At 72.5% G+C, this 18,003-nt stretch carries 18 protein-coding genes; 10 read left to right on the top strand and 8 right to left on the bottom strand.

Features of this window, described 5'->3' with window-relative positions:
* The first annotated feature begins 262 nt into the window (after nucleotides 1–262).
* Complete coding sequence (locus ADL05_RS04145) at nucleotides 263–637, top strand: BlaI/MecI/CopY family transcriptional regulator (protein ID WP_053615508.1); 375 nt, start codon at nucleotides 263–265, stop codon at nucleotides 635–637.
* 154 nt (nucleotides 638–791) lie between these two features.
* A complete protein-coding gene (locus ADL05_RS04140) occupies nucleotides 792–1,286 on the top strand; it encodes a DUF3592 domain-containing protein (protein WP_053615507.1) in 495 nt (164 codons plus the stop codon).
* A 161-nt stretch (nucleotides 1,287–1,447) separates the two neighbouring features.
* On the opposite strand, the gene ADL05_RS04135 is transcribed toward ADL05_RS04140, so the two are convergent.
* Nucleotides 1,448–2,533, bottom strand: coding sequence for a suppressor of fused domain protein (locus ADL05_RS04135; RefSeq protein WP_053615506.1), 1,086 nt, complete (start codon nucleotides 2,531–2,533; stop codon nucleotides 1,448–1,450).
* 175 nt (nucleotides 2,534–2,708) lie between these two features.
* Here ADL05_RS04135 and rlmN point away from each other — a divergent pair, with 175 nt between their 5' ends.
* From rlmN to ADL05_RS04115, 4 genes are all read left to right on the top strand, one after another.
* Nucleotides 2,709–3,806, top strand: a complete 1,098-nt coding sequence (rlmN, locus tag ADL05_RS04130) for a 23S rRNA (adenine(2503)-C(2))-methyltransferase RlmN (protein WP_053615505.1) — start codon at nucleotides 2,709–2,711, stop codon at nucleotides 3,804–3,806.
* Entirely contained in the window at nucleotides 3,803–4,276 is a 474-nt protein-coding gene (locus tag ADL05_RS04125) for a VTT domain-containing protein (protein WP_053615504.1), read from the top strand. The genes rlmN and ADL05_RS04125 overlap by 4 nt, the downstream gene beginning before the upstream one ends.
* A 391-nt stretch (nucleotides 4,277–4,667) precedes the next feature.
* Complete coding sequence (locus ADL05_RS04120; RefSeq protein ID WP_053615503.1) at nucleotides 4,668–5,273, top strand: hypothetical protein; 606 nt, start codon at nucleotides 4,668–4,670, stop codon at nucleotides 5,271–5,273.
* A complete protein-coding gene (locus ADL05_RS04115) occupies nucleotides 5,273–5,599 on the top strand; it encodes a transcriptional regulator (RefSeq protein WP_053615502.1) in 327 nt (108 codons plus the stop codon). The genes ADL05_RS04120 and ADL05_RS04115 overlap by 1 nt, the downstream gene beginning before the upstream one ends.
* A 10-nt stretch (nucleotides 5,600–5,609) precedes the next feature.
* Here the strand turns inward: ADL05_RS04115 and ADL05_RS04110 are convergent, their stop codons facing one another.
* The 4 genes from ADL05_RS04110 to ADL05_RS04095 all read right to left on the bottom strand — a co-directional run bounded on the left by ADL05_RS04110 (nucleotide 5,610) and on the right by ADL05_RS04095 (nucleotide 9,813).
* On the bottom strand, nucleotides 5,610–6,446 hold the full coding sequence (locus tag ADL05_RS04110) for an alpha/beta hydrolase (RefSeq protein WP_053615501.1): 837 nt from the start codon (nucleotides 6,444–6,446) through the stop codon (nucleotides 5,610–5,612).
* Nucleotides 6,447–6,558: 112 nt separating this feature from the next.
* Entirely contained in the window at nucleotides 6,559–8,157 is a 1,599-nt protein-coding gene (locus ADL05_RS04105) for an ABC transporter permease (RefSeq protein ID WP_053615500.1), read from the bottom strand.
* Nucleotides 8,154–9,089, bottom strand: a complete 936-nt coding sequence (locus ADL05_RS04100; protein ID WP_053615499.1) for an ABC transporter ATP-binding protein — start codon at nucleotides 9,087–9,089, stop codon at nucleotides 8,154–8,156. Before ADL05_RS04100 ends, ADL05_RS04105 begins: the two co-directional genes overlap by 4 nt.
* 52 nt (nucleotides 9,090–9,141) lie before the next feature.
* Nucleotides 9,142–9,813, bottom strand: a complete 672-nt coding sequence (locus tag ADL05_RS04095; protein ID WP_053615498.1) for a TetR/AcrR family transcriptional regulator — start codon at nucleotides 9,811–9,813, stop codon at nucleotides 9,142–9,144.
* Between the two features lie 272 nt (nucleotides 9,814–10,085).
* On the opposite strand from ADL05_RS04095, the gene ADL05_RS04090 reads away from it, so the two are divergent.
* Together ADL05_RS04090 and ADL05_RS04085 are read left to right on the top strand one after the other, a co-directional pair.
* Nucleotides 10,086–10,886 carry a carbon-nitrogen hydrolase family protein gene (locus tag ADL05_RS04090; protein ID WP_053615497.1) on the top strand — a complete coding sequence of 267 codons (801 nt, stop codon included), beginning with the start codon at nucleotides 10,086–10,088 and terminating at the stop codon, nucleotides 10,884–10,886.
* A gap of 246 nt (nucleotides 10,887–11,132) precedes the next feature.
* Nucleotides 11,133–11,378 carry a hypothetical protein gene (locus ADL05_RS04085; RefSeq protein WP_053615496.1) on the top strand — a complete coding sequence of 82 codons (246 nt, stop codon included), beginning with the start codon at nucleotides 11,133–11,135 and terminating at the stop codon, nucleotides 11,376–11,378.
* A 290-nt stretch (nucleotides 11,379–11,668) separates the two neighbouring features.
* Here the strand turns inward: ADL05_RS04085 and ADL05_RS04080 are convergent, their stop codons facing one another.
* Nucleotides 11,669–13,177 carry a CoA-acylating methylmalonate-semialdehyde dehydrogenase gene (locus ADL05_RS04080; RefSeq protein WP_053615495.1) on the bottom strand — a complete coding sequence of 503 codons (1,509 nt, stop codon included), beginning with the start codon at nucleotides 13,175–13,177 and terminating at the stop codon, nucleotides 11,669–11,671.
* 98 nt (nucleotides 13,178–13,275) lie between these two features.
* Nucleotides 13,276–14,562 carry an aspartate aminotransferase family protein gene (locus tag ADL05_RS04075; RefSeq protein WP_053615494.1) on the bottom strand — a complete coding sequence of 429 codons (1,287 nt, stop codon included), beginning with the start codon at nucleotides 14,560–14,562 and terminating at the stop codon, nucleotides 13,276–13,278.
* 184 nt (nucleotides 14,563–14,746) lie between these two features.
* Here ADL05_RS04075 and ADL05_RS04070 point away from each other — a divergent pair, with 184 nt between their 5' ends.
* Entirely contained in the window at nucleotides 14,747–16,351 is a 1,605-nt protein-coding gene (locus ADL05_RS04070) for a PucR family transcriptional regulator ligand-binding domain-containing protein (RefSeq protein ID WP_053615614.1), read from the top strand.
* Between the two features lie 153 nt (nucleotides 16,352–16,504).
* Nucleotides 16,505–16,993 carry an Lrp/AsnC family transcriptional regulator gene (locus ADL05_RS04065; RefSeq protein ID WP_053615493.1) on the top strand — a complete coding sequence of 163 codons (489 nt, stop codon included), beginning with the start codon at nucleotides 16,505–16,507 and terminating at the stop codon, nucleotides 16,991–16,993.
* A 24-nt stretch (nucleotides 16,994–17,017) separates the two neighbouring features.
* Here ADL05_RS04065 and ADL05_RS04060 read toward each other — a convergent pair whose 3' ends face one another.
* Nucleotides 17,018–17,944: a LysR family transcriptional regulator gene (locus ADL05_RS04060; RefSeq protein WP_053615492.1), complete on the bottom strand. Its 927-nt coding sequence runs from the start codon at nucleotides 17,942–17,944 to the stop codon at nucleotides 17,018–17,020.
* Nucleotides 17,945–18,003 lie beyond the last annotated feature (59 nt).

Below are 18,003 nucleotides of genomic sequence, written 5' to 3'. Positions count from 1 at the left end.
GTGCGAGGCCGGGCAGGACGGCCGGGTCCCCTCCGCCGGTTCCAGCGGGGATGGAGGGGACCCGGGCCCGGCCTCCAGCGCGTGGTCGGCGGCCCCGACCGCGCCCTTTCTCTCCCGCGCGGGTCCGGCCGGTGCGGAATCGCCGGTTCCGGCCGACGGGGGCGGGCGTATCTGTGTCCTCTCCCGGGTTTTCCCACACATGAAGCCCTCTCGTGTCTACGATCGCGATACGAACTCTGGACACACGGGGAGTGACATCGCCTTGAGGGGGCTAGGGGAACTCGAAGCGGCCATCATGGACGCTCTGTGGCGGTCCGAGACACCGCTGCCCGTCCGACGCGTGCGCGAGACCATGGTCTACGACCGCGAGATCGCCTACACGACCGTCATGACCGTCGCCAACATCCTCTACCACAAGGGCCTGGTGGACCGGAGGAAGTCCGGCCGCGCCTGGGTGTACTGGGCGAAGGAGAGCCACGCCGAGTACACCGCCCGGATGATGGACGAGGTGCTCAACGCCGGACCCGACCCCGGCGCGACGCTGCGCAGCTTCGTGGAGCGCTTCAGCGACGAGGACATGGCCCGCTTCCACCGCGTGCTGGACCAGGCGCGGGACGGGCGGGGCATCGCCCGCTGACGGGGACGCCGCCTCCGGCGCCGTGCGGGCGTGCGGGCGTGCTCCGGCCCCGCCCCGGCCGTCAGCGCGTTTTCGCCCACCGGGGCTGTCCGGCCGGTGTGCCGTCGTGCTTTGCTGGTCCGCGACCCTGCGGAGCGAAGGGAAGCGGACGGCGATGGGCGGGAACGGTGGGGAACGCGGCGGCTGCCTGAGCGTGCCCAAGGAGATCCTGGGCGAACTGCTGGGCTACGCCCTGCTCTTCCTCACGCTGTGGCTGTTCCCGCTCCTCGTCGGGTGGACCGGGATCACCCACCTGTGGCGGATCGCCCGGCTGCGCCGCACCGGCACGCGGGTGGCCGGCCGGGTGGACGCGGACTACGAGCCCCGGCGGCTCCTCCGCGGCGGCCGGACGCGGGCGCCCTTCACCTTCCACACCCTGGACGGTGTGGAGGTGGCCGCGCGCCAGCGGCTCACCCTCGGCCACAACGGGCTGCGCGGCGGGCAGTGGGTGGAGATCGCCTACGACCCGGCCGACCCTTCGAGCGCCGACATCGTCACCGCGCGCTCCCAGGTCGCCGCCGCGACGGTGCTCGTCGTGGCCGGGATCCTGCTCGTGGGCTTCTTCTACGTGCTGCCCGTGTACGCGCTCGTCGTGGACGCGCGCGGCTGAGGGGGACGGCCGTCCGGTCGAAACGGCCGCCCGGTCGAGCGACAGCCGGGCGAAGCGGCAGCCGGTCGAAACGGCCGCCCAGTCGAGCGACAGCCGGGCGAAGCGGCAGCCGGTCGAAACGGCCGCCCGGTCGAGCGACAGCCGGGCGAAGCGCCGTCCGGTCAGCCCAGCACCCAGCTGCGGCCCTCCGCCGCGAGCTTGTCGACGAGCGTGGCACTGTCGTGCTCCTTGGCGAACAGGTGCTCGGGCCGGGTGATCGGCACGATCCACAGCCAGCGCACCGGGTCGCCCTGGAAGGAGAGCCCGGAGGTGTCCGGCGGCCGGTGCTCCGGCCGCGTGACCAGCGGATCGGGGTCCTCCAGGAGCAGGACGGCGCCCGCGCCGCCGCGCATCGCCCGGTCCTCGGGGTTGTCCAGCCACTTGACCGTGTGGCCGGTCCCGAACCACGTGACCGCCCGCCAGGGGAACGCGCCGATCCACCGGAAGACGCGCGCCGCGTGGTGGGCGGGCAGCGTCGTGGCCAGCGCCAGCTCCACCCGTGCGTGCTGGGCGGTGTTGGCCATGTACCGGTCCAGCGTGGGCATGCGCTGCCCGCACATCCCCACGGTGGACAGGATCGTGAACGGCCGCTCCGCCGTGGGCGGGCGCTCCGAGACCCGCAGCAGCGGGGGATGGCCGTCGGAGACGTCCCAGTAGTGCCCGGCCTCGCCCACACGCCGGTTCAGGTGGCTCAGCACCGTGCGCTGGACGCTGCGCCAGGCGCCGGAGGCGCGGCGCCAGTCCCAGTAGGCCTCGGCGTGCACGACCCGGGGCCAGAGCTGTCCGCGCACCGAGTCCAGCTCCCAGGCGTAGGCGCTGCGGCCGATCGCCTCGCGCGCGTACCCCGGGAGCCCGCTGTCGGCCTCGGCCCAGCCCGGGATGACCGCCAGGAGGCCCTCCTCGTCGACCAGGGCGACGCCGTCGCCCTCCTCGAACCACACGGCGCGCAGGCACGCGGGGTCGAACCGCGGGCGGCCCTGCGGGTGCTTGGTGTAGGCCTCCGGCATGAGCGGGGCCCGGCCCTCGTAGAGGCCGCTCGACTCGCTGGTGCGGGGAGCGCTCTCATGGTTGGCCAGCCAGACGGGGACGCGGATGCGCCCGCGCGCGTCGAGGAGGTAGGCGGCCGTGGTGTGGGAGTCGCATTCGACGACCACGCGGCGGCTCTGATAGGGACTGATCTCGTCGAGCAGGACGTCGATTCCGGTCACCGGCCCTCCCAGACGCCGATCGTCGCCGTACCCGTCGGCGGACCAGTCCGGTCCGTCCGGACGTAGAATCGAAGGTAGTGCCCTCTCCGGCGGAGCCGCACTGCGACCGCGTATAGGTCGTATAACGACCGCCGTTCCACTCCGGGCATCGACCACCCACTTGTTACGGATGCTTATGCCCGCCGAGCTCACCTTTGTCGCCCCCCGCCGCGCCAAGCCGCCCCAGCACCTGGCCGACCTCAGCCCCGAGGAGCGTGCCGAGGTCGTCGCCGACCTGGGCGAGAAGCCGTTCCGCGCCAAGCAGCTTGCCAAGCACTACTTCGGCGGTCTGGAGTCGGACACCGGGGCGATGACCGACCTGCCCGCCGCCTCCCGTGAGCGTCTGGGGGAGGCGCTGCTGCCGACCCTGCTCACACCGGTCCGGCACATCACCTGCGACAACGGCATGACCCGCAAGACCCTGTGGAAGGCGTTCGACGGGGTGATGTTCGAGTCGGTGCTCATGCGCTACCCGGACCGCGTCACCCTGTGCATCTCCTCACAGGCGGGCTGCGGCATGAACTGCCCGTTCTGCGCCACCGGCCAGGCGGGGCTCACCCGCAACCTGTCCACGGGCGAGATCGTCGACCAGGTGGTCGCCAGCGCCCGCGACCTGGCCCGCGGCGAGGTCGCCGGCGGCCCGGGGCGGATCAGCAACATCGTGTTCATGGGCATGGGCGAGCCCATGGCCAACTACAAGCGGGTCCTGCAGACGGTCCGGCGGATCACCGACCCCGTGCCCGAGGGCATGGGCATCTCCCAGCGCGGCGTCACCGTGTCCACGGTCGGCCTGGTGCCCGCCATCAACAAGCTCATCGACGAGAAGATGCAGGTGCGCCTGGCGATCTCGCTGCACGCGCCCGACGACGAGCTGCGCGACGAACTGGTGCCGATCAACACGCGCTGGAAGGTCGACGAGGTCCTGGACGCGGCCTGGCGCTACGCCGGGACCACCGGCCGCCGGGTGTCGATCGAGTACGCGCTGATCAAGGACATCAACGACCAGGCCTGGCGCGCCGACCTGCTCGGTGAACTGCTCAAGGGCCACCTGGTGCACGTCAACCTCATCCCGCTCAACCCCACCCCGGGGTCGAAGTGGACCGCCTCCCGGCCGGAGGACGAGCGCGAGTTCGTCCGGCGGCTCGAGTCCCACGGGGTCTCCGTCACGGTCCGCGACACCCGGGGCCAGGAGATCGACGGGGCCTGCGGCCAGCTGGCCGCGGCCGAGGGGTGATCGAGACCGGGCTGGCCTTCCTGGTCGCCCTGCTCTCCGGGCTGATCCCGGTCCTCAACATCGAGCTCTACCTCGTGGGGGCCGTCGTCGCGGTGGACGACGGCGCCCTGGTGGCGATGGCCGCCGCGGCGGGACTGGGTCAGACCCTGGGCAAGCTGCCGTACTACTACGTGGGCCGCGGCACGATCTCCGCGCCCTGGCTGCGCCGCAAGGCCGCCACCCCGGGCCGCTGGACCGCGCGTGCCGAGCGCTGGCGCGAGAAGGCGCAGGAGCGCCCGGTGTGGGGCCTGGGGCTGGTGGCCCTGAGCTCGTTCGCGAGCGTGCCGCCCTTCGTCATCGTCTCGGTGCTGGCCGGGGTCGTGCGCATCGGCGTGTGGCGGTTCGCCGTCATCACCTTCGTCACCCGCACGGCGCGGTTCCTCATCGTGGTCTACGCGCCCGCCTGGGCCCTCACCTATCTCCCCGGCTGACCGCGCTCGCGTCCCCAGCTCCGCGCCCCTCGGCCTAACCGTTCCCTCGCGTCTCTCATGGGGCTCCCACCCGTCCGGTGCCCCCATACGCAGCCCCCAGGCCCCCTCTCACGGGACTCCCGCCTGTGCGGTGCCCTCATGCACAGCCGCCAGGCTCCCGCGAGGAGGCTCCCGCCCACAGGGCTCCCCGCTCACCGACCTCCCGCTGACGGGGGCCCACTCGCAGGGTTCCCACGGGGCTTGCGCGATGGGGCTCCCCTCCACGGGTCTCCCGCAGACGGGGCTCCGTCCCATAACGGTCCCGCCCGTCCGGTGCCACGGCCCCCTTGCGGCCGGAGGGGAGCGGAGCCTAAGGTGGAGTAAAGGTTTGCGATACAAACCGGAGGCGCGGATGCCCACCGAACCCGACTTCGACCGACTCCGGCGGCTGCGTGACGTCACCGCCGGGTTCCGTGACTACCAGGGGCTCAACCTCGTTCCCCCCGGGCTGCTCCTGATGGGCCTCGCCCTCCTGCACGGCCGCGGCGTGGAACCCCTGTTCGCCGCGATCCCCGTGGCGGCGGGGCTGGCCCTGCTGGTCCGCTGGTACTACCGTCGGCGCTTCGGCGTCGTGGAGGCCCTGGCCGGACGGCCGCGGATCCCGGCCCACGTCCTCCTGCTCGCCGCCCTCTGCGTCGGGGCCCTGTTCGCCGCCAACCTCGTTCCGCCGGGGCCGGTGGGCGTCGGCGGCCTGGTGTTCGCCGCGGCCATCGCCCTGTGCGCCTACCCGCACTGGCGTCTGCGCGTCCACCACCTGGTGGTGGGCGCCGCGCTGGCGGTGGCGAGTCTGCTGCCCCTCGGGCTCTGGACGCCCACGGGCGAGCACCCGCTGGGCTTCACGTCGATGGTCGTGCTGACGGCCGTCGGCGGCGCGGCCGTGTGCGTCGCGGGCCTGTTCGACCACCGCGTGCTCGTGCGCACCCTCCCCGCGGTGGGGACCGCGAACGGGAGCGGATGATGGGGACGCCCTTCGAGGACATGGCGGAGATGGACCGTCTGGTGCACGAGCCCGCCCGGCTGGCGATCACGAGCGCGCTGCTCTCCTGTGAGAGCGCGGACTTCCTCTTCCTCCAGCGGATCACGGGCCTGTCCAAGGGCAATCTGTCGAGCCACCTGTCCAAGCTGGCGGCGGCGGAGGTGGTGGAGGTCCACAAGAGCGGCGACGGCAGGCCGCGCACCACCGTCCGCCTCACCGGACGCGGCCGGACCCTGGTCGCCGAGCACTGGGAGCGGCTGATGCGCCTGCGCGAGGCGGCCCGGACGTGGACCGCGCCCGTCGCCTGAGCCCCGCCGGTCAGAGGGCGTGGTCGGCCAGGCGGACGGTCGCGGCGACCACCTCGGGGCCGAACGCCAGCGCGGCGTCGTTGTGTCCGGCGCCCGCCACCACCACCCGTTCGACCAGGTGCGGGGCGGCCTCGGCCACGGCCAGGCTCTGTCGCGGGGGGACGATGCCGTCCGCGTCGCCGAGCACGACCGTGACCGGGCGCTCGATCCCGCCGATGGTGTCGAGCACGGGATAGCGGTCCCACAGCAGGGCGCGGACCGGAAGCAGCGGGTAGTGGTGGGCGCCGACGTCGGCCAGCGAGGTGAACGGGGAGCGCAGGAGCAGGGCCGCGGGCGGGCGCTCGGCGGCCAGCGCGGTCACCACGCCCGTGCCCAGGCTCTCCCCGAAGTAGACCGTCCGCTCCGGCGGGTGGCCGCGCGCGACGAGGAGGTCGGAGGCGGCCCGCGCGTCCGCGGCCAGTCCCTCCTCGGAGGGCCGCCCGGGGTTGCCCCCGTAGCCGCGGTAGTCGAACAGGAGCACCGTGAAGCCCTCGTCCGCCAGCGCGCGGGCCAGCGGGGCGCGGGTCTGCCGGTTCCCCGCGTTGCCGTTGGCCACCAGCACGGCCGTGTCCCGGTCGGCGCCGCTCGGCGGGACCAGCCAGGCGCCCAGGCCGAGTCCGTCCGACGTCCGCAGGCGCACGTCCTCGGCTCCCTGGAGCACGCTCCCGGCCGGGGGCACCCCGCCGGGTGCGGGCAGGTAGACCAGTGAGCGCTGCAGGCTCCACATGCACACTCCCAGGAGCGCGACGACGACGATGACGGCGGCGATCGGTACGAGCACGCGGCGGCGCCCGCGGCGCGTGGCCATGTGACCCCCTTCCGGGTCGCCTTCCCGGAGTACCTCCCCCGGAGCGGCGGCCCCGACGCGCGGAGGCCCGGCGCGGGGGCGTGCCGCCGGTGCGCACCGGCGGCACGCCACCTCAGACCGTGGCCAGGTCCCGGCGGCGGAACCCGGCCAGGCCGACCGCCGCCGTGGCCAGGGCCGCGCCGAGCACCACGATGAAGGGCGCCGTCTCGAACTCCTCGACCGGCAGCTGGGCCACGAGCCCGAACGGGCCGTAGTCCATCATCCACTCCGGCAGGTCCAGCAGCGGTCCGAAGATCGTCGCGACGAGGCCGTAGCCGAACCACGCCCACACCACGCCGACCAGGCGCGGCGCGACGCCGACGAACAGCGCGGTGAGCCCGACGAACATCAGGACCACCGGCAGCTGGGCCGCGGCGGCCTCGGTCACCGTGCCCACCCAGTCGTCGTCCCCGGTGGCCAGGGCCGCGCCGAGTCCCAGGGAGGCGCCGCCCAGCAGCGTCATCACGATCGCGGTCAGCGTGCTGACCAGCATCGCCGAACCCATCCACCGGATCCGGCCGACCGCCGTGGACAGGACCAGCTCCGCGCGACCGGACGTCTCCTCCGCCCTGGTGCGGAGCACGGACAGCGTGGCGAAGGCGGCCGCCGTCATCACCACGTAGAGCAGCAGCATCCCCAGGAACGCGCTGGACATGTTCTGCGCGTCCAGTCCCATCCGCGTGACCAGCTCCGGATTCTGCTCGACCATCGTGTCGATCTCGGCGATGAGCGTGCCGAAGGACAGCGCGAACAGGGCCACCGCGACCGTCCAGGCGACGATCGACGTCCGCTGCTGGCGCAGGTGCAGCGCGAACACCCCGTTGAGCAGCGGGCTCGCGTTGACCGGGCCCGGCCGCGCGGCGACCAGCCCGGCGCCGAGGTCGCGCCGGCCCGCCAGGAGGAAGGCCACCGCGAACACCGCCACGATGACCACCGCGTACAGCGCCAGCGGCCACCACCGCAGGTCGTCGTACATCCGGGTCTGCTGCACCCAGGCGAACGGCGAGAACCACGACGGGGCGCTGCCGCCGCGCTCGGCGATGTCGCCGACCACGCGGAACATGAACAGCACGCCCACGACCAGGAAGGCCAGCCCGCTGGCGCCGCGCGAGTGCTCCGAGACCTGGGCGCACACGGCGGCGATCGCGCCGAAGGTGATCCCGGCCAGGGCCAGCCCCGCGCCGTAGGCGACGGAGTCGGGCGCGTCCAGGCCGTTGGCGACCAGGGACAGCGTGATCAGCCCGCCGATGACGGCGTTGACGACGGCGTTGGTGGCCAGCGCCGCGGTCATCTGGGCGCCGGAGCCCACGACGTTGGCGCGCAGCAGTTCGGCGCGGCCGCTCTCCTCCTCGGCCCGCGTGTGCCGGACCACGTGCAGGACGCTCATGACGGCCAGCGCGACCAGCAGGGTCATGGTCATCTCGTTGGCGACCATCGCGCCGAGCCCGTAGGTGTCCAGCCCGTACCCGGGGCCGCCGAGGACGATCCCGGTCGGGGTCTCCATGATCGCCGCGCGCCCCAGGCGCTGCTCCGGGGTCTGGAACATCTCGTCCAGCGTCGGGACGGTCATCGCCATCATGCCGACCAGCGAGACCGTCCACACCGTCATGCGGACGCGGTCACGGCGCAGGATGAACCGGATCAGGCTGCCGGTTCCGGTGAACGTCCTCATTCGGCACCGGTCCCGTTCCCGGCACCGCTGCCGTTGAGGGCGGCCAGCTCGTCGCCGTAGTGGCGCATGAACAGCTCCTCCAGCGAGGGCGGGTTGCACACCAGGGAGCGCAGGCCCAGGCCGGAGAGCGCGCGGACGGCGTCGTCCAGCTCGGCGTTGTCGACGTCGAAGGTGACGGTGTCGCCGTCCACCTCCAGCCCGTGGACCCCGGCCATGCCGCGGAGCACGGACGGGTCGCCGTCGGTGGTGGCGCGGACGGTGGAGCGCGTCAGGTGGCGCATCTCGTCCAGCGTCCCGGACTCCACGGCCACACCCTTGCGGATGATGGTGACCGTGTCGCAGAGCTTCTCGACCTCCGCCAGGATGTGGCTCGACAGGAGCACGGAGCGGCCCTGCGCCTTCGCCTCGCGGACGCACTCGGTGAAGACGGACTCCATCAGCGGGTCCAGCCCGGAGGTGGGCTCGTCCAGGATGAGCAGCTCGGCGTCCGAGGCCAGGGCCGCCACCAGGGCGACCTTCTGGCGGTTGCCCTTGGAGTAGGTGCGCGCCTTCTTGCCCGGGTCGAGCTCGAAGCGGGCCAGCAGCTCCTTCTTCCGGGCGGGGTTGGCCGTTCCGTGCAGCCGGCCGAGCAGGTCGATGGCCTGGCCGCCGGTCAGGTTCGGCCACAGCGCCACGTCGCCGGGCACGTAGGCCAGGCGGCGGTGCAGGGCCACGGCGTCGGTCCACGGGTCGCCGCCCAGGACGCGGGCGGTCCCGCCGTCCGCTCTGAGCAGCCCGAGCAGGACCCGGATGGCGGTGGACTTCCCGGCGCCGTTGGGTCCGAGGAAGCCGGCGACCTGGCCGGTCCCGACGGTGAGGTCGAGGCCGTCGAGGGCCTTGAACCGGCCGAAGTACTTGTCGAGTCCGCGGACGTCGATGGCGGGTGATGGCATGGGAGATTCCTTCGTGCGGCGGGGGGTGGGCGTGCTCTGGTCTCGGGGCCGTTCAGCGCGGTTCCTCCGGCGGATCGCTGATGTACAGGAGGTAGGCGTCGAGCATCGTGCGCTCGGTGAGCAGGCCCTCGGTGTACACCTCCAGCGCGGGGAGCATGATGTCGTGCGTCGCGCGGCGCAGGAGTTCGCGGAAGTCGGTGTCCGGCCCGAGGCCCTGCAGCGTGAAGAGCATCGTGATCGAGCCCAGGCCGTTGGCGGCCAGCCAGCGCGCCCGTGCCTTCGGGTCGCGGCTGGGGCGGATGGTGCCCGCCTCCTCGCCCTTGGCCAGGTACTCCTCGATGTCCTCGACCATGTGCTCGAAGAGGGCGACGGCCATCGGCCCGCCCGCCTGGAGTGAGCGCAGCACGTAGCCGAGGAGGTCGGAGTACTCGTCGATCTCGGCCAGCTGCTGGAGGAACGTCTGCTCCCCGTGCGCGGTGACCGCCTCGGTCTTGGTCTCGCGGATCGTCTGGCGGACGTACTCGTCGCAGGTCTCGCGCAGCCCGGCCTTGGACCCGAAGTGGTGCAGGACCAGGCCGGGGGAGACCCCGGCGCGCTCGGCGATGGCCCGGACGGTGACGTCGAAGCCGTGCCGGGCGAAGCACTCGACGGCCGCGTCGCGGATGCGGGCGCGTGCGGTGAGGTCCTCGTCCCGGTCGGGAGGGCGCTTCGGTGTTGAACTCATGTTCAATAGGTTAAACACGTGTTCAGCTTCCTGGCAAGCCGTTCAGCCCCGCCGATCTCGACCGCGGCACCGGGCCCGCCCGGGACGCAGGAGCCGACCGTGCCGACCGTGCCGACCGTGCCGACCGTGCCGACCGTGCCGACCGCACGAACCGCGCGGCCGGGCCGTCGGCCCTCCGGGTCGTACACTCGGGAGACGCCCGTCCCGGGCAGACGTCCCGCGGGCCGCCCGCCGGGGCGCGCCCGCACGAGCAGTGTGTGAGGAGTGGTCCGATGGTGCGCGTCGCGGTCGCCCAGTTCGCCCCCGGTCAGGACAAGGCCGAGAACCAGCGGTCGGTCGCGGAGCTGGCCGGCCGGGCGGCGGCCGAGGGGGCCGACGTGGTCCTGTGCCCGGAGTACGCGATGTTCACGGCGCCGCGCACCGACCACCGCTACGTCGAGGCGGCCGAGCCGCTGGAGGGCCCCTTCGTCGCCGCCGCGGCCGAGGCCGCGCGCAAGGAGGGCGTCCACCTCGTGGTGGGGGTGAACGAGACCGCTGGTCCCACCCACTTCACCAACACCCTGGTGGCCCTGTCCCCGCAGGGCGAGCGGGTCGCGCACTACCGCAAGATCCACCTCTACGACGCCTTCGGCGTGCGGGAGTCGGACGTGGTCGCGCCGGGCCCCATCGAGGAGCCGGAGACCTTCACCGTCGACGGTGTCGTGTTCGGCCTGCAGACCTGCTACGACCTGCGCTTCCCCGAGGTGACCCGGCGGATCGCCGACGCGGGCGCGCACGTGGTGCTGCTGGCCGCCCAGTGGGTGCCCGGCCCGCTCAAGGAGGAGCACTGGCGCACGCTCGCCCGCGCCCGCGCGGTGGAGAACACCGTGTACGTGGCGGCGGCGGGGCAGGCGGCGCCCTCCGGGGCGGGCAACAGCATGGTGATCGACCCGATGGGCACCCCCCTCGCGGCCCTGGGGGAGCAGGCCTTCGCGGTCGCCGCGGCCGGGGTTTCGGCCGCAAGGGTGGACGAGGTTCGTGTGACCAATCCGAGCCTGTCGATGCGCCGATTCGGCGTCGTTCCGCGCGCGTAGGCCGAAGGTCCCGAGCTCCATCCCCTGGGGAGTAACGGACGAAGGGCAGTAAAGATCCTCTGTGACCTGGGGTCTTCCCAGGCTTCGTTACTTAGGGTTATGATTGCCCTGCACGGAGTGATTTAGATTGGTCCGGGGCCTTCCGGACGCCCGCAGACTTTGATTCACTTGAGAGCCGGTATCTATCGGCCCGCCAGACTGTCCTAAACCACGGGGGGAGCAAGGACATTGCGCGGAACGAGCACGATGTGCCAACCAGACACGCGGCCCGATCACTCGCCGGGCCTCCACGTCTACGACCCAGGGCTGCTGAGCCGGGCGCAGTGCGAGGGGGACGCCTGCGTCGCCTGCCACACCAAGTGGCCCCGCCCCCGCCGGGTCCTGGGAGTACTGCCGGACGGAGGCCCCGTGTTCGGTTGTGACGAGTGCGCCCGGATCATCGGCGCCGAGGCACGGATCCCCGCACGCGAGGTGATGGTGGCCGCGCGCTAGCGCGTCGCGCGGCGGGGGCGCGCTCCACGGAGCACGCCCCGCCGCGGAGGTCGGGAGGTACGGTCGCGCTCCGGGTCCAGGGGGAGAATCGGACCCGGAGCGCTTCCGCTGACGCACCCGCTTCCATGGGGAGGAGGGGAAATGAGCGCGTCTATCCCGGATGGTCTCCGGTCGCCGTCACGGCAGCCGACCACGTGCTGTGAGGGGCGACCGTCACCAACGATACTCCGTGTTGTCCACCACCGACCGTCAGTGAGAGACATCCATCCGTTAATTCGCTGAACTCTGGGCTACCCGTTGGTCGGGAACCCCAGGTCGACGCCGCCTTCGGGCCGCTTGCCCGGGTCGGTCCAGCGCGCGGTGACCGCCTTGGTCCGGGTGTAGAAGTGGACACCCTCCGTGCCGTGCGCGTGCGAGTCGCCGAAGAGCGACTGCTTCCACCCGCCGAACGAGTAGTAGGCCATCGGCACCGGGATGGGCACGTTGATGCCCACCATGCCGACCTCGACCTCGTTCTGGAACCGGCGGGCCGCGCCCCCGTCGTTGGTGAAGATCGCGGTGCCGTTCCCGTACGGGTTGTCGTTGATCAGCTTCACGGCCTCGTCGTAGCCGCCCACGCGCAGCACGCTCAGCACCGGCCCGAAGATCTCGTCCCGGTAGCAGGACATCTCGGGCCCGACGTGGTCGAGCAGGGTCGGGCCCAGCCAGAACCCGTCCTCCCCGCCGCCCAGTACCGGGTGCACCCGGCCGTCGATGGCCAGGGTCGCGCCCTCGCGCACGCCCGACTCCAGGTACGAGGCGACCTTGTCCCGGTGCTCCCGGGTCACCAGCGGTCCCATCTCGCTGCGGTCGTCGTCACCGGGGCCCACCCGCAGGCGGGAGACGCGCTCGCGGATCTTCTCGACCAGCTCGTCGGCGACCGACTCCACGACCGCGATCGCGGAGATGGCCATGCACCGCTCACCGGCCGAGCCGAACCCGGCCGAGACCGCCGAGTCCGCCGCCAGGTCCAGGTCCGCGTCGGGCAGCACGACCATGTGGTTCTTGGCCCCGCCCAGCGCCTGCACGCGCTTGCCGTGCTCGGCGGCGGTCCGGTAGATGTAGCGCGCGATCGGGGTGGAGCCCACGAAGCTCACCGCCGCGACGTCCGGGTGCTCCAGCAGGGCGTCCACCGCGGCCTTGTCGCCGTGGACCACGTTGAACACGCCGTCGGGCAGCCCCGCCTCGGTCCACAGCTCGGCGATGAGCAGCGACGCCGAGGGGTCCTTCTCGCTGGGCTTGAGGACGAAGGTGTTGCCGCAGGCGATCGCCACCGGGAACATCCACATCGGGACCATCGCCGGGAAGTTGAACGGTGTGATGCCGCTGACCACGCCGACCGGCTGCAGGATCGAGTAGGAGTCCACGCCCGTGGACACGTTCTCGGAGAACCCGCCCTTGAGCAGGTGGGGGATGCCGCAGGCGAAGTCCACGACCTCCAGGCCGCGCGCCACCTCGCCCTGGGCGTCGGAGAACACCTTGCCGTGCTCGGCGCTGACCAGCTCGGCCAGCCTGTCCCTGTTCGCGCTGAGCAGCTCGCGGAACCGGAACAGGATCTGCACCCGCTTGGACAGCGAGGTGTCGCGCCAGCCGGGGAAGGCCTCGCGGGCGGCGGAGACCGCGGCGTCGACCTCCTTGGCCCCGGCCAGGTCCACGGTGCCCGTGACCCGGCCCGACGCCGGGTTGTAGATGTCCCCGCGGCGCTCGGCGCCGCCGTCGAAGAGCGCCCCACCGATCCAGTGGGTGACGTGCTTGCTCATACTTCCTCTTCCTCGGTGTTGTGCGGCCGTGTCCCGCGGGTGCCCGCGCCGCTCGTGGCGGGCGGCGCCCACGTAACACGGCCTCTGGGGCGGGGCGCTCAGGCCCGGGCGTCGACCGCGCGCACGGCGTCCAGCAGGACGTCGCGGCCCTCCGCCGCCTCCTGCGCCGACAGGGTCAGCGGCGGGGCCATGCGGAGCACGTTGCCGTGCACGCCGCCCTTGCCCACCAGCAGGCCGCGCTCGCGGGCCTCCTCCAGCACGCGGCCGGCCAGGGACGGCGACGGAGCGCCGGTCGCGGGGTCGACCATCTCCACGGCGAACATCAGGCCCTTGCCGCGCACGTCCCTGACGCTCGGCAGCTCGGTGAGGGCCCGCAGCCCGTCGGTGATCAGCGCGCCCTGGCGCAGGGCGTTGCCCTGGAGGTCGTGCTCCAGGACGTAGTCGAGGGTGGCCCCGGCCGCGGCCATGGACACGGGGTTGCCGCCGAACGTGGCCACGCCCAGCGCGCCCAGGCGGTCCATGAGGTCGCCGCGCGCCACGACGCCGCCGACCGCGTAGCCGTTGCCCAGCCCCTTGGCGAAGGTCATGGCGTCGGGCACCACGCCGTGGTTGCCGATCCCGAAGAAGCTCGTCCCGGTGCGGCCCCAGCCGGTCTGCACCTCGTCGGAGACGAAGAGGATCCCGTGCTCGTCCAGGACCTCCTTGTAGCGGGCGTAGAGCCCGTCCGGCGGCATCGCGAACCCGCCCACGCCCTGGATCGGCTCGGCGATCAGGCACGCCACGTTGGGCGCGGTGGTGTCCAGGACGTCGCGCAGGTCGGCGACGCACGCCTCGACGTACTCCTGCTCGGACATCCCGCGGAAGGCCGGGGCGGCGTGGTCGGTGCCGTGCAGGTAGTGCACGTTCAGCGGCGACAGGGACGAGTTCTTCCACGCCCGGTTGCCGGTCACCGCGACGGTGCCGAAGGAGCGGCCGTGGTAGCTGCCGCGCATCGCGAGCACCTCGTCGCTGCCGCGCGCGAAGGTGGCCAGCAGGAGGGCGGTCTCGTTGGCCTCGGTCCCGGAGTTGGTGAAGAAGACCTTCGCGTCCGGGATGCCCGACAGGCGGGCGATCTTCTCGGCGAGTTCGACCTGGCCGCGGATGAGGTACAGGGTGGAGGTGTGCACGACGCCCTTGGCGATCTGGCGCTCCACCGCCTCGCGCACCTCGGCCACGTCGTAGCCGAGCATGTTGGTCACGATGCCGGTGAAGAAGTCGAGATAGGTGTGGCCGTCGGCGTCCGTGACGCGGGAGCCCTTGCCGCTGACGATCTCCAGCGGGGACTCGTAGTACAGGGGCAGCCAGGAGGGCATGACCGCGCGGTGGCGCGAGAGAAGTTCGGACATGATCCCAGTCTCACCCCGCCCCGGGCGCTTGGCCAGCGTCAGTGTGTTGACAACATGGTGGCCGGTGTTACGGACTGTAAACCCGGTTCCCCGCGGGCGGAACCGGTGGTCAGGGCGCCTGCCGCGTACGCCAACGTGTAAGGCGATTCGTCCCGGAGACGACACCCCGTCCTAGTATGTGGGGGTGCTACCCACTCTCGCCGAGGTCCTGAGCCTGCCCGCCCTCCAGCGCGCCCGTCCCCGTGTGGTGGTCGGATCCGAGTACCTGGACGTGGCCGTGCGCTGGGTCCACATCGCCGAGGTGACCGACCTCGCCCACCTCCTGCGCGGGGGCGAGCTGGTGCTGAGCACCGGCATCGCGATGCCCGACGACCCCGACGCCCTGCGCCGCTACATCGACGACCTGGCCGCCGCGGGGGTGAGCGGGATCGCCGTCGAACTCGGCCGCAAGTACCACGCCGAGCTGCCGGCCGCCTTCCTCGACGCGGCCCGGGACGCCCGCGTCCCCGTCATCCAGCTCGACCGCGAGGCCCGCTTCGTCGAGATCACCGAGGCCGTCCACGTCCGCGTGGTCAACCAGCAGCTGGAGGAGCTGCGCGAGTCCGAGAAGCTGCACTCGGTGTTCACCCAGCTCTCCGTCGAGGGCGCCGACACCGCCCAGATCCTGCACGAGGCCGCGCAGCTGTCCGGGTGCCCGGTGGTCCTGGAGAACCTCACCCACCAGGTGCTGGCCTGCGACCTCAACGGCGAGGACCCGGGGACGCTGCTGACCTCGTGGGAGAGCCGCTCGCGCGCGATCCGCTCCGGCTCCCGCACGGTCCACAACCCCGCCACGGGCTGGCTGGTCACCATGGTCGGCGCGCGCGGCCAGGACTGGGGGCGCCTCATCCTCATCGCGGGCGCGGCGCCGACCCCGCGCCAGAGCATGCTCATCGAGCGCGCCGCCACCACGCTGGCGCTCGGCCGGCTCCTGGAACGCCACCAGGAGAGCCTGGAGCGCCAGACGCACCGGACGATCATCGCGGGCATCATCGACCGGGCCTACTCCGACCCGGAGGAGGCCCTGGTGCGGGCCCGCGCGGTCGGCGTTCCCCTCAAGGGCCGTGCGCTGGTCGGCCTGGTCCTGCGGCTGCGGGAGAGCGGCACCGGTCTGGCCGCCCAGGCCCGCCTGTCCGACACCGCCGAGGGCGCCGCGCGTGCCTGCCGCGAGCTGCGCCTGCCCGCGCTCGTGGGCTCGCTCGACGACCTGCGGGTGGGCGTCCTGCTGGCGCTGCCGACCAAGCAGCGCCTGGACCCCACGCTGAACATGCTCGCCGACCGCGTCCACCAGGCGGTCGGCGGTGCCGCCGTGCTCGCGGTCGGGTCGTCGGCGGACGACATCCGCGAGGTGCGGCGCTCCTTCCTGGAGGCCCGCCAGGTCGGCGACGTCGCCATCCGCCAGAGCGACCAGCGGCCCTTCTACCGCCTGCCCGACCTGCACGTGCGCGGCCTGCTGCACCTGTTCCGCGACGACGAGCGGCTGCAGACCTACGTGGAGCGGGAGCTGGGGCCGCTGCTGGACCACGACGCCCGGCACGCCGGGGACCTCACCGACATGCTGCGGTGCTACCTGGGCGCGGGGCGCAACAAGGCGCTGGCCGCGAGCCGGGCACACCTGTCGCGGCCGGCCTTCTACGAACGGCTGCGCCGGATCGCCAACATCCTCGACGCCGACCTGGAGTCGGTGGAGACCTGCCTGTCACTGCACGTGGCCCTGCTGTCGCTGGACTCGGTGCGGGACGAGCGCTGAGCAGCACGAAGACCCGGTCGGCGACGCTCCCTCCACCCGTGACCGAACCGTGCAGTAACTTTGATTCCGTTGTCGGTCGTGATCGCGGCGAGGTTTTCCGCCCCTGGCCGCACCGCGTATTCTCGGATTCCTTCGGAACCAACGGAGAGCCTCGTGAGTGAGCAGTCGGATCCGGGTCACCCCCGGCGCAACAACGGCGTCGTGCTCGACGACACGGCCAAACGCATCATCGAGGTGCTCCAGGAGGACGGCCGCCGGTCCTACGCCGCCATCGGCAAGACCGTCGGGCTGTCCGAGGCGGCCGTGCGCCAGCGCGTCCAGCGGCTGCTGGAGGCGGGCGTCGTCCAGGTGGTGGGCGTCACCGACCCCATGATGCTGGGCTTCAGCCGCCAGGCCATGATCGGCGTGCGCACCAACGGCGACCTCAACGTCGCCGCCGACGCCATCTCCGACATCGAGGGCGTGGAGTACGTGGTCATCACCGCGGGCTCCTTCGACCTCCTGGTCGAGGTGGTGGCCGAGGACGACCCCAAGCTGCTGGACATCCTGGCCGACATCCGCGAGGTGGACTCGGTGGACACCACCGAGACCTTCCTCTACCTCAAGCTGCGCAAGCAGACCTACGCCTGGGGTACGCGCTGAGCGGTCGTCCCGTCCGCCGGGCTCTCACGCCGGGCCCTGGAAGCGGTGCTCCACCTCCGCGCCCACCCGCTCGAAGGAGCGCAGGACCCGTTGGACGGCCAGCCGCTCGGCCTTGTCCGGGCGCAGGACGGCGGAGACGTGCCGCGCGGACGGCAGGCCGGTGAGTTCGCGCAGCACCATGCCCCCGCCGGCCGGCACCGTGGCCGGCGTCGTGAAGCGCGGCAGGACGGCGACCTGGTCGCCCGACGCCACCAGCGCCTCGATCAGCCGGTTGTCCACCAGGCGCTGGACGACCCGCAGCTCCCGGCCGGTCACCTGCGCGATCATCCGCAGGACCGTGTCGAAGGGGTAGCCCTCGGGCACCCCGATCCACTCGCAGTCCACCAGGTCCCCGGGGCTGACCGAGGCGCGGTCGGCGAGCGGGTGGTCCGCGGCCATCGCGATGTCCAGGGGTTCGCGCGCCAGCGGTACGACGGTCAGCCCCTCGGCGCCGGCGGGCCGGACACTCGTGAGGCTGTGCGCGACGACGATGTCGTGGTCGGCGGCCAGGTCGGCGAACGCGGCCTCGGCGAGGTCGACGTCGGCGCAGCGCAGCGTGATGGCGGTGTCGGCGAGTTCGCGCAGGACGTCGGGGAGGAGGAACGTCGCCGCGCTCGGCAGGGCGGCGACGGCGACCGTGCCGGCCGGTTCGCCGCGGAACGCGTCCCAGCGCGCCCGCGCCTGTTCGACGGCGGTCGCGACGGTGGCGCCGCCCTCGGCGAGGACGCGGCCCGCCTCGGTCAGCCGCAGGCCCCGGCCGAACGGCTCCACCAGTTCCGCCCCGAACTCCCGCTGGGCGGTCTTGAGCTGTTGCGAGACCGCGGAAGGGGTCCGGTAGGTGGCCTGCGCCACGGCGGTGACGCTGCCGCGCTCGGCGAGTTCGCGCAACAACTCCAGATGTCGAACGTCCATGTAGGCAGCCTACAGAGTAGTTGTCGAAACTATTGATTGTGCTTAAGGAAAAAGGCTGC

Origin of the sequence: Nocardiopsis sp. NRRL B-16309 (assembly GCF_001279585.1) — a bacterium.
GTDB lineage: Bacteria > Actinomycetota > Actinomycetes > Streptosporangiales > Streptosporangiaceae > Nocardiopsis.
Note: the sequence above shows the minus strand (reverse complement) of the source record. Positions and strands in the feature narration are given on the sequence as shown.

Excerpts from the sequence above, each read along its gene's own strand:
- ADL05_RS04140 (WP_053615507.1), top strand. The coding sequence starts at position 792 with ATGGGCGGGAACGGTGGGGAACGCGGCGGCTGCCTGAGCGTGCCCAAG.
- rlmN (WP_053615505.1), top strand. The coding sequence starts at position 2,709 with ATGCCCGCCGAGCTCACCTTTGTCGCCCCCCGCCGCGCCAAGCCGCCC.
- ADL05_RS04120 (WP_053615503.1), top strand. The coding sequence starts at position 4,668 with ATGCCCACCGAACCCGACTTCGACCGACTCCGGCGGCTGCGTGACGTC.
- ADL05_RS04115 (WP_053615502.1), top strand. The coding sequence starts at position 5,273 with ATGGGGACGCCCTTCGAGGACATGGCGGAGATGGACCGTCTGGTGCAC.
- ADL05_RS04110 (WP_053615501.1), bottom strand. The coding sequence starts at position 6,446 with ATGGCCACGCGCCGCGGGCGCCGCCGCGTGCTCGTACCGATCGCCGCC.
- ADL05_RS04105 (WP_053615500.1), bottom strand. The coding sequence starts at position 8,157 with ATGAGGACGTTCACCGGAACCGGCAGCCTGATCCGGTTCATCCTGCGC.
- ADL05_RS04100 (WP_053615499.1), bottom strand. The coding sequence starts at position 9,089 with ATGCCATCACCCGCCATCGACGTCCGCGGACTCGACAAGTACTTCGGC.
- ADL05_RS04095 (WP_053615498.1), bottom strand. The coding sequence starts at position 9,813 with ATGAGTTCAACACCGAAGCGCCCTCCCGACCGGGACGAGGACCTCACC.
- ADL05_RS04090 (WP_053615497.1), top strand. The coding sequence starts at position 10,086 with ATGGTGCGCGTCGCGGTCGCCCAGTTCGCCCCCGGTCAGGACAAGGCC.
- ADL05_RS04085 (WP_053615496.1), top strand. The coding sequence starts at position 11,133 with ATGTGCCAACCAGACACGCGGCCCGATCACTCGCCGGGCCTCCACGTC.
- ADL05_RS04080 (WP_053615495.1), bottom strand. The coding sequence starts at position 13,177 with ATGAGCAAGCACGTCACCCACTGGATCGGTGGGGCGCTCTTCGACGGC.
- ADL05_RS04075 (WP_053615494.1), bottom strand. The coding sequence starts at position 14,562 with ATGTCCGAACTTCTCTCGCGCCACCGCGCGGTCATGCCCTCCTGGCTG.
- ADL05_RS04060 (WP_053615492.1), bottom strand. The coding sequence starts at position 17,944 with ATGGACGTTCGACATCTGGAGTTGTTGCGCGAACTCGCCGAGCGCGGC.